Genomic DNA, 12675 nt, shown 5'->3' on the forward strand with positions numbered 1-12675 from the left:
GTGGGGCCTTTCCCGCCGTGGGAGGATCACCGGCCGGTTTTAAGCCGGGTCCCCCGGTAGATGGGACCATGACGACGTATCTCATCGGGACGGACTCCGTCGAGACCAGCGAGCGCCTGGCGGCGTACATCGAGGCCCGCGCCGACGAGGACGACACCGTCTACGCGGTCAACTCCCTCCGCGGCGGGGACCGGACCCCCGAGGAGGACGTCCGTGCGGGCCGGGATGCGCTCGACGTCTTCGGGGACGCCGCCGTCGAGGTCGACGGCCACCAGCTCGTCCGCGGGAACAGCCCACAGGAGGACCTGATGCAGTTCGCCGCCGACAACGACGTCGACGAACTCGTCGTCGGCATCCGCAAGCGGTCCCCGACGGGCAAGCTCGTCTTCGGCTCGACCGCACAGGACCTCCTGCTCTCGGCGGAACTCCCCGTCGTCTGCGTCCCGCTCGCATCGAGCGACTGATCTCCCGGCCACCCCGTGGTGCCCGGCACGCCGCGCCGGACCCCGCAACGCTTTTCGCCGCGCGTGCGGACCGCCCGGACATGAGCCGTGAGCACCTCGGGCGGGCGAGTGACCTGCTCGCCGACGCCGCCGACGGGACGAGCGGGGAGCCAGCCGACCGACTACGCGCGTTCGCCGACCGGCTCGACCGGATGGCCGGAGGTGATCGCGACCCCGATCACGGCCGGCTGGCGACCGTGCTCCTCAAACTGGAGGAGATCGCCGAAGACGTCGACGACGAGGGGGTCGCCGCGACGATCCACGAGGCCCGCGAACACGTCACCGAGTTCAGAAAGACCGTCGAGGGCGTCTGAGCCGCCGAACTCCTGCGCGGGGCGGGACGGCCTGTCCCCAGCGATAACTTCGGATTCGAAACGCTCGCCACGCCCGGAACTGACGGCACCGGACCGCCCGTCGCCCGGTCAGCCGGGCGGTCTCACCCCTTCTCCGAGATCTTCTCCGCGAGCGTCGGGACGAACGTCCCGATGTCGGTGACCATCCCGACGGCCTGTGCGCTCCCGCGGTCGAGCAGCTGGGTGACGGTCGCGGGGTTGATGTCGACGCAGACGACCCGGGTGGTGGAGGGGAGGCAGTTGCCGACCGCGACCGAATGGAGGAGCGTCGAGAGCATGAGCACGAGGTCGGCCTCGTGTGCCTGCTCGCGGATGGCGTTCTGGGCCTCCACCGCGTCGGTGATGGTGTCCGGGAGCGGCCCGTCGTCGCGTATCGACCCCGCGAGGACCCACGGGACGTCGTTCGTGACGCACTCGTACATCACGCCCGATTCGATGGTCCCGTCCTCGACGGCCTCGGGGATGGAGCCCGCGCGGATGATCTCGGAGATGGTGTATATGTGGTGCTTGTGGCCCTTGCGTGCGTGGTCGAGCGACTCGGTGTCGACCCCAAGCGAGGTGCCGTAGAGGTCGCGTTCGAGGTCGTGGACGGCGAAGCCGTTGCCCGCCGAGAGCATCGTCACGTAGCCGTCGCGGACCAGTCGGGCGAGATCCTCCCTGGCTCCGGAGTGGACGAGCGCCGGTCCCGGAACCGCGAGCACCTCCCCGCCCTCCTCGCGCGTCTCGACGATGGCCTCGGCGATGCGCTCGATGGTCGACTCGGAGGGGCGCTCGGCGGAGACACCCCCCTGCATGAAGCCGAACGCGCCCTCCTTCCCCCGGGGCCGTTCGGGAGGTCGCACGCGGATCCCCGCCTCGCCCGTGACGACGAGGTCGCCCTCCTCGATGGCGTTGAGGACCTTCGTGTACGCGCGGGCGGGATCACCGTTCCCGTCGCGCTCGATCACGACGGCACAGTCCATCTCGATGCGCTCGACCTCGATCCACTGGCCGTCGACGCGGATGTCGGTCGGGTGGTTCGTCGTCGAGTAGAACCCCTCGGGGACGACCTGATCGCGGGGAGCGGGCTGGAGGGTCGCGTCCTTCGGGTCGGCGGGGTTCGCGCCGTTCTGGTGGAGTTCGTGGAGGATCGACTGGAGGTGCTCGGGGTCGTCGGCCGTGACGGTCATCCGGCAGTAGGACCCCTCGGTCTTCGAGCGACCCACTCGGAACTCCTCGACGTCGAACGATCCGCCGAGGTCCATCACGATGCCGAACGCGGCCTGCATCATCCCCGAGTCGATGATGTGACCCTCGAGTTCGACCACGCGAGAGACGGTCATGCCACTCCCGAGGCGTGGGGGTGACAAGTGGGTTGTGGGTTCGGCGAGGCTGGAGCCGGACGAGCGAGAACCGCCGGCTCCGGCTCGTCACCCCCGGTACGCGAGGAATCATCGGCTGGGATATCACTTACGGAGGGAACAATCTACTTGTAGTGCCGATAGTAACGAACGGACAGGATGACCACGTACTCGATCCTCACCATTCCCCTCGAGGAGATCGCGCTCGCGGAGACGGCCGAACGGCTCCCGGACGTCTACTTCTACGTCGAGCAGACGGCCATGGCCGACACCGACGACACGCTCAACCTCTGGATATCCACCGAGAACCCCTCGGCCATCGGTGGCGCTCTCGGGAGTGATCCCTCCGTCACCGACTACGAACGTCTCAAGGGTAGCGACGACGAGTACCTCTATCGTATCACGCTCTCGAAGGAGATACGGCTCGTCCGGGAGCTCGTTCACAGCTACGACGGGACTATCACCGAGGTCTACGGAGACGCCGACGGATGGACCCTCGAGGTCCGGTTCCCCGACCGCGAGAAGTTCTCCGACCTGGATCAGGAGTTCGAGGAGTTCGGTATCAGTCCGACCTACCAGTCGATAGAGTCCTTCGACGACTCCGACGAGGAACTGATGAGCGTCCTCACGGAGTCCCAGCGACGCAGCATCGAGCTCGCGGTCGAGGAGGGGTACTATCAGGTTCCCCGCGAGGCGTCCCTCAAGGACCTCGCGACGGAGATGGGCATCAGCCACCAGGCGCTCTCCGAGCGTCTCCGCCGGGCGGAGAAGCAGCTGGCCGAAGAACAGATCGCGGGCCCGCTCGACGACACGTCCGATCAGCGGGAGCGGAACGTCTGAGAGCGGGGTCGCGCGAGACCGGCGGAACGGTGGCGAGGACGGGCTGTGGAGTACCGGTCCGGCGGTCGGGGGTCCGATCGGGGGTCCGGGGAAGCCGGCCCGCGGGCCCACTCCTCCACATCACCGAGCGGTGCGGTTCGCCCGGCCGTGACTCCCGCTACGGTTCCTCGATCCGGCGCTCGACCGTCCACTCGAACGCCTCCTCGCTCGCCTCGACCAGCCGGTCGTACAGCGCCCTGATCCCCTCGGATTCGGTCTCGGGCAGGACGTGGACCTCGACGCGGCCGTCCCTGACCGCGACGCGGAACGTGTCGTGCGTCGAGGCGTCGTGGACGAGGTAGAGCGGCATCGGCAGGTCGAACCAGTCTCCATACCGGTAGGCCTCCGAATCGAGGACGGACTCGACGAGCGCCACGAGTCCCCCATCCCCGTCCTCGCGGTCGAGGCCGGGATCGAACGAGAAGACGGTCCCGCCGACGTACTCGACGCCGCCGTTCCGGGGGTAGCGCCGGTCCGGGCGCGACGGGATGGCGAACTCGTCCCCCGGGTCCCGCCCGTCGGACTCGGCGGCCGCACGCGCCTCGCGCTCGCGGAGTTCGGCGGCGGTCACGAACGTCGGATCGTCCTCGACCATGCGGCCCTCTACCGGGTTACTTGGGCGGCTTCGGGTTTAAACTCGTGCCCGGCGTGGCGGAAGTGTCCGGATCCGGACGCCGGCGATCCGATCAGGGTCCTCGAAGGGGTATCGATCACGGCGCGCTCGTCGCCGGCGAACGCCCGCAGTTCGCTCACGAGCCGATCCCGGTCGTCGGTGGTGAGACGGTCCGTCACGTGCCCGTTCGGGTCCCGTGGTGCTCGAACTACAGGTCGACCGGACAGCCCCGTATCTCCCCGCCGCGCATCCCGTCCGCCAGCCAGAAGATCGAGAGAACGAGAACGAACGCGGCGAGACCGGCGAATTCGAGGCCGTCGAACGGCAGGAGGAGCGCCGCCGAGGGCACACCCAGTATCGAGAGGACGCCCAGGAGGATCGGGACCCCACAGGCGGCACAGCCCGCGCCGAGCGTTCCGAGGAGCACGCCGACGGCGCTCGCACTCCCCGTGGCGCTCGACGCCCCGCGCTCCGCGTCGTCGCGGTGTTCGCGGAAGTGGTAGGTCGCCATCGCCACGTCGACGCCGAGCAGGACCGCGACGAGAACCAGCAGGGCTCCCTGGATCGGGCCGTAGGCGCTCCCGACGAACGGGTAGAGTCCGACGAGGATGCGGGCCCTCGCTCCGAGCGCGAGGTCACCGGCCAGCGCGAAGCCGGCGAGCGGGGCGTTCAGCGAGAGGACGAACAGCGAGAGCCCGGCGAGCGCGGTCAAGAGCGCGAGCAGGGCGTACCCGGGCGCGCCGAGGACCAGCCGCGCGGTCCGGCCCATCAGCCGCCAGTCCCGCCGCCGGATCGGGAGCCGACGAGTCACGCGGTTGGCGACGCTCATCTCAGAGCTCCAGCGCCGCGGCGAACACGTCCGGCCCCTGCGGGCCCTGTACTTTCGTCCGGAACGCACCGTCCCGAAAGAGGTAGAATATCGGGGTCTGTCCGCCGGCGTCGGCGGCCCGCCCGGCCTCGACGTCGGCCTGGACGGCCGCGTCGTGGCGCTCGTTCCGCGCGTCGTCGACCACTCCCGCGGCGTCCACGTCGGTCTCCTCGGCGAGGAACGCCTCGGTCAGGTCGAGCACGTTGTCGGTCCCGAACCGGTCCTGTTCGGCGTAGTAGTGGTCCTTCAGCGCCCAGAACGCGGCCTCGCTCGCGGCGAACGTCGACTCCAGGGCCTGCGTGGCCGGCTCTCCCCACGGGTAGACGACCGGGTACCCCCGGAAGACGAACGAGAGGTCGCCCACGTCGACGTATTCGGACTTCAGCGTCGGGAGGGTGTTCAGCTCGAAGCGGCGACAGAGCGTACACGAGGGGTCCTCGAACGCGACGACGACCGCCGTCGCTCCGGCGGGATCGGGCCCGAGCGCCGGCTGGTCGCCGAGGCCCGCGGCAGCCGGGTGCCCACCGAGCGGTTCGGGGGTACCCGCATCCGTCGCCGTCGCGCTCCCGGACGCGTCCGCTCCGTCACCCCCGCTTCCTCCACCGTCCCCACCGCTCCCGTCGCCGCCGAGCGCGGTACACCCCGCGAGAGCGGCGAGGCCCCCCGCACCGACCGCGAGGAACTCGCGTCGTGTCTCCATACAGCTTCGGGGCGCTCCGGGCATATCAGGGTTCTCCGGAATCGTTCTAGAATCGCGCGTCCGGCTCCGAGGGTCGCCGTGAGGCGCGCGCTTTTGCCCCGTCGATCCCTCGCCGGGCGTATGTGCGGCCGCTACACCGTCACCGCGTCGGCCGACGAGCTGGAGGCGCGCTTCGACGCCAGTTTCGACGAACCGTTCCGTCCCCGGTACAACGCCGCCCCCGGTCAGGTGCTCCCCGTCGTCACGAACGAGGCACCCGAGACCATCCAGTTCCTGCGGTGGGGACTGATCCCCTCGTGGGCCGACGACGACTCCGGGGGGCAGATCAACGCCCGCGCCGAGACGGTGGCCGAGAAACCCTCGTTCGCCGCGGCCTACGACTCCCGCCGGTGTCTCGTCCTCGTCGACGGCTTCTACGAGTGGCGCGAGGCGGCCTCCGGAAAGCGGCCCTATCGGGTCACGCTGGCCGGGGGCGAGCCGTTCGCCGTGGCGGGGCTCTGGGAGCGATGGACGCCCACGCGGAAACAGACGGGACTCGACGAGTTCGGGGACGGGAGCCCGGACCGCTCGGTCGAACCGCTGGAGACGTTCACCATCGTGACGACGGAACCCAACGACCTCGTCGCCGACTACCACCACCGCATGGCCGTGATCCTCCCCGAGGGGATAGAGCGGGAGTGGCTCACCGCCGAGGACCCCCGACACCTCCTCGAACCCTACCCCGCCGAGCGGATGCGGGCGTACCCGGTCTCGACGGCGGTGAACGACCCGTCGAACGACTCGCCGTCGCTGATCGAACCGGTCGGCTGACACTCCCCGTGACCGGCCTGCCGGCAGGGAAAGCGGCATGCACCCCTCGGCCCTCGTTCGTGCATGGAGTACGACGGCAGGACGGTCGCGATCACGGGAGCGAGCCGTGGGATCGGCGCGGCGACGGCGCGCCGGTTCGCCGCGGCGGGGGCACACGTCGCTCTCTGTGCCCGGGACACCGAGGCGCTCGCGTCGGTCGCGGACGCCATCGAGTCCGAGGGCGGGACGGCGACCACGGTCCGCGCGGACGTCCGCGACGAGTTCGACGTCGAGCGGTTCGTCGAGGTGGCCGCACGCGAGGGCGGCGGCATCGACGTCGTGCTCGCCGGCGCGGGCGTCTACCACGGCTCGCCCGGCGAGACGGCCCTCGAAGCCGAGTCCTACAGCGCGTTCGACGACCACGTCCGGACGAACGTCCGCGGCGTGTTCACGACGATCGGGGAGGCGCTCCCGCACCTGAACGAGGGTGCGCGCGTGCTCGTCCCCTCCGGGAGCATCGCACGGGAGGCGAAAGCGGGCCTGGGATCGTACGCCGTCTCGAAGGCGGGTGCCGAGGCGGTCGCCCGGCAGTTCGCCGCCGAAATCGACCACCCCGTGGGGATCGTCGACCCCGGCCAGGTCTCGACGGATCTCACCGGCGGGGTGGGCCGCGATCCGGAGGACGCCGCCGAGATGGTGCTCTGGGCCGCCGGACTCGCCGACGAGGAACTGAACGGCGAGGTACTCGACCTCCGCACCTGGAAGGCGGCGACGCGCTGACGGGCGGCGGCGTTCGCTCGTCGTGTCCACGGTTACTAAACTAGACGCCGATCTGACCGAAGGATTATTATTCCAGGAGAATAGATTCACAACTACATGGAAACACGGAACCGGTCGGCCCTGCTCGGTGGGCTCGGCCGACCCTCGCTGGTCGGCCTGACGGCCGTCCTCGCCCTGGTCGCGCTGACGGCGCTCGCGCTCGCCGCGGGGCTCTGGAAGGTGACGGTCATCGCGTGGGTGGCGTTCGCCGCGATGGCCGGGTTCGCACCGTTCGGTGCCCGTGCCGCCGGAACGAACGACGCCTACCGGCTGGTGTGGGGCTACGGGCTCGCCGCGGGGGCGATGGTCACCTCCGCCGCGGTGTTCCTCCTCCCGCAGGCTATCGGGCTCGACCCTCGCGTCGGGGGGTTCGGCGTCGCCGCCGGCCTGCTCGTCGGCTACGGGGCGCACACGATCGGGCATCGGCTCACGCACCTCGACACGCCGTTCGACGACACCGCCGCACAGCTCTCGGCACACGCCCTCTCCGCCGGGGTGATCATCGGCCTCGTCTACGCGACGATGCCCGAACTCGGCCTGCTGCTCGGCCTCGCCATCGTCTCGCACAAGGGACCGGCGGGCTACGCGGCCGCGCGACGGCTCCGGAAGGCGGGCAAGCCGGTGACGGTCCTGCTGCTCCCCGCCGCGGGCGTCGGCCTCACGGCCATCCCCGCCGCGCTCGTGGCCCCGCCGGCCGTCCCGGCGATCCAGGGGGCGATCTTCGGCTTCGCCGCCGGCGTCTTCCTCCACGTCGCCATGGACTTCCTCCCCCGCTGTGAGCAGGGGAGCGAAGTCGGAGAGGTCGCCGCCCTCTCCCAGGACGCCCACGCGCTGCTCGACCGCCTCCGCACCCACGCCGTCCTCAGTACCCTGCTCGGGGGGGTCGCGGTGTTCGTCGCCTGGATCGGTGTCTCGGCGTAGCGACCTCGCCCCTCTCCACTGACGCGATCCCTCGTGCTCGCGCCCCCGCTACCGCCGTTCGTCGGCCGTATCGCGGCGGGCGGCACGCTCCGCGGACTCGCGGTCCATCTCCTCGCGCTCGTCGTGTTCGGCCCGCACGAGGACGTAGAGCGCGAGCGGCAGGAGCAGCGCCAGCAGGAGGACGACCACGAAGAGGGCCGCCCCGGCCGCCGTCATCCGAGGAAGACGTCGACGATGTCGCTCGACCCCGACGTGGTGTCCCGGTAGAGCTCGGAGTAGCCGCAGTTGGTACAGGAGACGACCTTGAAGCTGTTCGTCTGGATGTCGAACATCTTCGAGAGGCCGCCGCCGGTCGTCGAGATGGTACCGACGTCGGTGCCGGTGTGACCACACTTCGGACAGCCGCGATCGGTCGATGGTTCGGGGACCATATCCGGGCGTCTCTCGTCGGACGGTAAGGGTCTTCCCCCCGTCCCGCACTCGTCCAGCGTCGGAGCCCGAGTTCGTAGACGTACTCCTCGTGCGTCTCGCCGCTCTCCTCGGTGCGCTCCCCGACGCGCCCGAAGCCGTAGGGCTCGTAGAACGCGATGGCGATCCCGTCCTCGGCGAGGACGACGAGACGCAGGGTCTCCACCTCGGGGGGTTGCCGCTCGCGGAGTTCGTCGACGAGCCGGGTTCCGAGCCCCTCGCCCCACTCGTCGGGGTGGACGTACAGCCGGGCGACGCGGAACGTCCCCTCTCGCCCGGGGTCCGGTGTCGCGTCGACCATCCCGAGCACGTCGCCGTCGCGCGCCGCGACCGGGAGGATCCTCCCGGATTCGGTCGCCTCCTCGCGGAGGTCCTCGACGGACCAGCAGGCGTCGAACAGCTCCTCGACGGTCCCGGGGCCGTGGATATCGTCGTAGGCGGCGTGCCACGCCGCCCGCTCGACCGAACGGATGGCTTGCCTCCTCCGAACGAGCGACCCTGACGGTCGCCTCTCCCATACCGCCGACTCGTTGGTCCGCTCGCTTGCGTCTGGTCCCACCGGGAGAGGCTCAAGGGCCGCTTTGATGCTCGACGGGACTTTTCACGGCCCCCACCGAACGGTAGACCATGCGCCGCCGACAGGTCCTCGGCCTCGGAGCCGCCGCGCTCCCGACCGCGCTCGCCGGCTGTACGTCCTCGGGGGGTCTCGGCGGGAGGGAGGACACGGAGCCGTCGACTGCCACCTCCACGCCCACTCCAACTCCCACTCGCTCCCCCTCCCCGTCGCCATCGCCGTCGCCGACTCCCGCCGGGACGCCCGTCGAGGTGGTCTCCCGCGACGACCAGCCCGACGTCCCGGTCGAGTACGAGGTGGCGATGGCCGAGCGGCTGGCGACCGACGAACATCCCGCCCGAATCGTCGTGACGATACGGAACCCCACCGACTCGGCGGTGGTCCTCGGCGAGGAGCGCGCGGTCCGGTTCCACCACGTCCGTAGCGGGGACGGGACGCTCTACCTGCTACCTGCCGGCGGTCGCGTCGAGGAGTTCGCCGATCCGGGCTGCTGGCGACTGACCGATGGCGTGGCGATCGCCACATACTACGGCACCGTCGCGATCCCCGCGGACGGATCGATCGGCGCGGAGTCGTACGTGCTGGGGAGCACGGACCTCCCCGAGAGCGCGTGTCTCCCGTCGGGCGAGCACCGGGTCGTGACGAGCGGCCGGGCGGCCGCGAGCGCCGAATCCGTACTTGGCGGGGGTGACGACGTGACCGACTTCGAGTGGGGGTTCACCCTCCGTGTCGGGTAGCTGGGGATCGGTCGAACGCGGTGTTGCGGGTGACGACCTGCCGGTCTCTGACGGGGGTCCGTACTGGCCCGGTCACGTCGTCCCGAACGGCGACGCTATCGAACACCGTCGCGAACGAGCGTCGGGTGTTCGACGTGGAGGAGGCCGTCGCGTTCACCCGTGACGGTGGCTTCCGCGGGCCGAAGGGGTTCGCCAGGATGATGGACGACGACTACCCCGCGTGGCCGCTGGGCGGGCTCCTCGGGATCGAACTCCGATCGATGGGTGACGGGGAGGCCCGGTTCGTGATGGAGGTCGGACCCGAGCACGCGAACCCCATGGGGACGCTTCACGGTGGGGTGCTGTGCGACATCGGCGACGCCGCGCTGAGTACCGCTTACATGAGCACCGTCGGGCCGGACGAGTCGTTCACCACCGTAGACCTCACGGTGAACTTCCTGCGACCGGTCTGGGTCGGCCGACTGGAGGCGGTCGGTCGAGTCCTCCACAGGGGTCGTACCGTCGGACTCGCCGAGTGCGAGATCACGGACGAGGACGGGAAACTCGTCGCCCGACTCTCGGGGACCTGCATGACCCTCCGCGAGGAGTCGGCCGACCGGGTCGGACCGCGCGAGGGTTGATATCGCTCACAGCCCCGTCGGGTGCTCCACGTAGGTCGTCTCGATACCCTCCCCCCAGCCCTCGACGACCTCCCGTAACGACTGCACGCCGAACGTCTCCGTCGCGTAGTGGCCGGCGAGGAAGACGTTCACGCCCGCCTCTCGCGCCTCGTGGTAGGCGGGCTGTTTCCCCTCGCCCGTGACGAGCGCGTCCACGCCCTCCTCGCGGGCCTCGTCGAGCCAGTCGGTCCCCGAACCGGTGATGATCGCCACGTCCTCGATCCGGTCGGGGCCGAAGTCGAGCACTCGAACCCCGTCGTTCGGGAGGTCGGCGAGCCGGTCGCGCATCTCCGCGACGCCCTGCGGCTCTCCCGCCCGTGCCCGGATGCCGACCGTCGCCGGCCCCTCCCGTCCGAACCCGTCCACGACGTCGAGGTCGAGGAACTCCGCGACCCCGGCCGCGTTACCCAGTTCGCGGTGGGCGTCGAGCGGGAGGTGGACGGCGTACAGCGCGAGGTCGTTCCTCAGGAGCGTCCCGAGCCTCTCGTACTCCTTACCGGTGACGCGGTCGATGCCGCCCCACGAGACGCCGTGGTGGACGACCAGCACGTCCGCGCCCCACTCGACCGCTTCCTCGAAGGTGAGCGCCACGCCGTCGACGGCGAACGCGGCCCGCTCTACGGTCCCGTCCTCGCTCCCGACCTGGAGGCCGTTGACCGCGTAGTCCAGCCCGTCGAGATCCTCAACGTCGAGCCGTTCGTCCAGCCGGGTGGCGAACTCGGTCAGTTCCATGGCTCCCGACAGGGACGCCCCACGCTTGTATCTGTATCAGTACCGGACGGGGATCGGATACCGTGTCACTGGAACGGACGAAGGGAAGGGCCCGCCTCAGCGATCGGCGTCGGGGTGAGCGTGCGAGAAGACGAACTCCCGGAGCAGTTTTGCTCCCACCGACGCGGCCTGGCCGTCGTCGCGGTCGTTCACCTCAACGACGTCGAACGCCGTCGTCCGGGGAGCGACGGCCCGAACGACGTCCCTGACCTCGCGGGGGGTGAGCCCGAACGGCTCCATCGTCCCCGTCCCGGGCGCGAACCCGGGGTCGAGCCCGTCGATGTCGACGCTCAGGTACGTCTCCCCGTCGAAGTCGGGCTCCCACTCCGTCACCTCCTCGGGTGGAACGACGGTGACATCCGCCTCGCTCGCCCGCTCCCACTCCGCCTCGCTCCCGGTTCGAGCACCCAGGATCACCGCCCTGTCCACGACCTCGAGCGCGTGCCGGGTGACGGTCGCGTGCGAGAGTTCGTTGCCGGCGTACTCGGTCCGCAGGTCGAGGTGAGCGTCGACGCAGACGAAGACGTCGGGGTCGGCCGCGCGGACGCCGGCGACCGTGACGGTGTGCTCGCCGCCGAGCAGGAGCGGGAGGACGCCCTCGGCGTGGAGGTCCGAGAGTTCGCCACGGAGGAAGGAGAGGTAGTCGCCGGCGTCGTCCCAGGCGTCGAGGTCGCCGGCGTCGTGGACGGCGAGTTCCGAGAAGCGCGCCCCGGTCCGGCGGTCGTAGTCGTCGAACGTCCGCGCGAAGCGCCTGATCCTGTCGGGGCCGAACCGGGTCCCGGGCTGGAAGGTGGTCGAGACGTCGAGCGGCGCGCCGAGCACCGCGTAGTCCGCCTCGTCCCTCCCCGCCGGCGCGCCGGGAAACGGTGACACCGCCGACCTCAGACGACCTTGCGCTGGGACTCGTACTCGAGGTACTCGATCTCGTCGTCGGAGGACGGGTCGAGCCCGTCGGGGATGCGCATCGTGAACGTCTCGTAGGTGTCCAGGTCCATCACCTGCATGTCGTTGCCCTGGACGGAGATGACCTGCCCGCCCTTGCGGTTGATGATGGGGACCCAGATCTTCGCGTCGACGGGCTGGGTGAAGTTGCGCTTCTGCCCGTCGAACACGCCCGTCCCCTCGACGCGGGCCTTCGCGCTGCCGTGCTTGCCGGGCTTCGAGGTGGAGTAGGCGGTGATCTTCGAGGGGACGTCGTTGATCATGACGTAGTTCCCCTCCTGCAGTTCGCGGACCTCGGTCTGCTCTCTCGCCATGTCCGTGATTTCCGGCGGTACGGGTATAAACGGTTTGGAACCCTCGCGGACGGGTGCAAGCGCGGTATACGGTGCGACCGTATTCGCTCCCGGAACCGGTGAGCTATTCGAGCACGTCCGGGCGTTCGCCGCTTCCCGCACGCCGGTTGGTCTCGGGATCGATCCCGGCCTCGCGGAGTTCCTCGTCGGTGGGAGGGCGTCCCGTATCGTTCTCGATCGCGTCGATCACGCTATCGAGGTTCGAGAGCGCCTCGTCGCGCGTCTCGCCCTGCGTGGTCAGCCCCCTCGTCTCGTCGCGCGCCGTCCACCACCCGTCGTCGTTCCGCGTGAGGGTGATCTCGACACTCGGCCGGTGGTTCGTGTTCGATTCGGTACTCGTGCCGTATCCTCCGCCCGACTCCATCTCGTCCGTTTAGACCCGGGTT

At 70.1% G+C, this 12675-nt stretch carries 18 protein-coding genes and 1 pseudogene; 8 read left to right on the forward strand and 11 right to left on the reverse strand.

The window, feature by feature from the left end:
* The first annotated feature begins 68 nt into the window (after positions 1–68).
* Together WDJ58_RS10600 and WDJ58_RS10605 are read left to right on the forward strand one after the other, a co-directional pair.
* Positions 69–464: a universal stress protein gene (locus tag WDJ58_RS10600; RefSeq protein ID WP_338917672.1), complete on the forward strand. Its 396-nt coding sequence runs from the start codon at positions 69–71 to the stop codon at positions 462–464.
* 80 nt (positions 465–544) lie between these two features.
* Positions 545–817, forward strand: coding sequence for a DUF7553 family protein (locus WDJ58_RS10605; RefSeq protein WP_338917674.1), 273 nt, complete (start codon positions 545–547; stop codon positions 815–817).
* Between the two features lie 122 nt (positions 818–939).
* On the opposite strand, the gene WDJ58_RS10610 is transcribed toward WDJ58_RS10605, so the two are convergent.
* Positions 940–2178, reverse strand: coding sequence for a TIGR00300 family protein (locus WDJ58_RS10610; protein WP_338917676.1), 1239 nt, complete (start codon positions 2176–2178; stop codon positions 940–942).
* Between the two features lie 177 nt (positions 2179–2355).
* On the opposite strand from WDJ58_RS10610, the gene WDJ58_RS10615 reads away from it, so the two are divergent.
* Entirely contained in the window at positions 2356–3036 is a 681-nt protein-coding gene (locus WDJ58_RS10615) for a helix-turn-helix domain-containing protein (protein WP_338917677.1), read from the forward strand.
* A 157-nt stretch (positions 3037–3193) separates the two neighbouring features.
* On the opposite strand, the gene WDJ58_RS10620 is transcribed toward WDJ58_RS10615, so the two are convergent.
* From WDJ58_RS10620 to WDJ58_RS10630, 3 genes are all read right to left on the reverse strand, one after another.
* Positions 3194–3670 carry a hypothetical protein gene (locus tag WDJ58_RS10620; protein ID WP_338917678.1) on the reverse strand — a complete coding sequence of 159 codons (477 nt, stop codon included), beginning with the start codon at positions 3668–3670 and terminating at the stop codon, positions 3194–3196.
* 226 nt (positions 3671–3896) lie between these two features.
* A complete protein-coding gene (locus WDJ58_RS10625; protein ID WP_338917679.1) occupies positions 3897–4517 on the reverse strand; it encodes a hypothetical protein in 621 nt (206 codons plus the stop codon).
* A gap of 1 nt (position 4518) precedes the next feature.
* The gene (locus WDJ58_RS10630) at positions 4519–5256 is read right to left on the reverse strand and encodes a DsbA family protein (RefSeq protein ID WP_338917680.1); all 738 of its coding nucleotides are present in this window, start codon (positions 5254–5256) and stop codon (positions 4519–4521) included.
* Positions 5257–5376: 120 nt separating this feature from the next.
* Between WDJ58_RS10630 and WDJ58_RS10635 the strand changes: the two genes are divergently transcribed.
* The 3 genes from WDJ58_RS10635 (at position 5377) to WDJ58_RS10645 (ending at position 7785) form a co-directional block, all read left to right on the forward strand.
* Complete coding sequence (locus tag WDJ58_RS10635) at positions 5377–6066, forward strand: SOS response-associated peptidase (RefSeq protein ID WP_338917682.1); 690 nt, start codon at positions 5377–5379, stop codon at positions 6064–6066.
* 63 nt (positions 6067–6129) lie between these two features.
* Positions 6130–6825, forward strand: coding sequence for an SDR family oxidoreductase (locus WDJ58_RS10640; protein ID WP_338917683.1), 696 nt, complete (start codon positions 6130–6132; stop codon positions 6823–6825).
* Between the two features lie 96 nt (positions 6826–6921).
* Complete coding sequence (locus tag WDJ58_RS10645; RefSeq protein WP_338917684.1) at positions 6922–7785, forward strand: ZIP family metal transporter; 864 nt, start codon at positions 6922–6924, stop codon at positions 7783–7785.
* 48 nt (positions 7786–7833) lie between these two features.
* On the opposite strand, the gene WDJ58_RS10650 is transcribed toward WDJ58_RS10645, so the two are convergent.
* From WDJ58_RS10650 to WDJ58_RS26335, 3 genes and pseudogenes are all read right to left on the reverse strand, one after another.
* Positions 7834–8001 (reverse strand): hypothetical protein, encoded by a 168-nt coding sequence (locus WDJ58_RS10650; protein WP_338917685.1) that lies wholly within the window; start codon positions 7999–8001, stop codon positions 7834–7836.
* On the reverse strand, positions 7998–8216 hold the full coding sequence (locus tag WDJ58_RS10655) for a zinc ribbon domain-containing protein (RefSeq protein ID WP_338917686.1): 219 nt from the start codon (positions 8214–8216) through the stop codon (positions 7998–8000). The genes WDJ58_RS10650 and WDJ58_RS10655 overlap by 4 nt, the downstream gene beginning before the upstream one ends.
* Before the next feature lie 137 nt (positions 8217–8353).
* A pseudogene (locus WDJ58_RS26335) lies at positions 8354–8812 on the reverse strand (GNAT family N-acetyltransferase); the annotation flags it as partial.
* A 68-nt stretch (positions 8813–8880) separates the two neighbouring features.
* On the opposite strand from WDJ58_RS26335, the gene WDJ58_RS10665 reads away from it, so the two are divergent.
* The gene (locus tag WDJ58_RS10665; protein ID WP_338917688.1) at positions 8881–9564 is read left to right on the forward strand and encodes a hypothetical protein; all 684 of its coding nucleotides are present in this window, start codon (positions 8881–8883) and stop codon (positions 9562–9564) included.
* Positions 9565–9689: 125 nt separating this feature from the next.
* On the forward strand, positions 9690–10184 hold the full coding sequence (locus tag WDJ58_RS10670; protein ID WP_338917689.1) for a PaaI family thioesterase: 495 nt from the start codon (positions 9690–9692) through the stop codon (positions 10182–10184).
* 6 nt (positions 10185–10190) lie between these two features.
* On the opposite strand, the gene WDJ58_RS10675 is transcribed toward WDJ58_RS10670, so the two are convergent.
* From WDJ58_RS10675 to WDJ58_RS10690, 4 genes are all read right to left on the reverse strand, one after another.
* Positions 10191–10955 carry a Nif3-like dinuclear metal center hexameric protein gene (locus tag WDJ58_RS10675; RefSeq protein ID WP_338917690.1) on the reverse strand — a complete coding sequence of 255 codons (765 nt, stop codon included), beginning with the start codon at positions 10953–10955 and terminating at the stop codon, positions 10191–10193.
* Positions 10956–11051: 96 nt separating this feature from the next.
* Positions 11052–11867: an arginase family protein gene (locus WDJ58_RS10680; protein ID WP_338917691.1), complete on the reverse strand. Its 816-nt coding sequence runs from the start codon at positions 11865–11867 to the stop codon at positions 11052–11054.
* An 8-nt stretch (positions 11868–11875) separates the two neighbouring features.
* On the reverse strand, positions 11876–12250 hold the full coding sequence (locus WDJ58_RS10685; protein ID WP_338917692.1) for a translation initiation factor IF-5A: 375 nt from the start codon (positions 12248–12250) through the stop codon (positions 11876–11878).
* Positions 12251–12353: 103 nt separating this feature from the next.
* Positions 12354–12653 (reverse strand): type II toxin-antitoxin system HicB family antitoxin, encoded by a 300-nt coding sequence (locus WDJ58_RS10690; RefSeq protein WP_338917693.1) that lies wholly within the window; start codon positions 12651–12653, stop codon positions 12354–12356.
* Positions 12654–12675: the final 22 nt, after the last annotated feature.

This window comes from Salinirubellus litoreus, assembly GCF_037335815.1.
Classification (GTDB): Archaea; Halobacteriota; Halobacteria; order Halobacteriales; family Haloarculaceae; genus Salinirubellus; species Salinirubellus litoreus.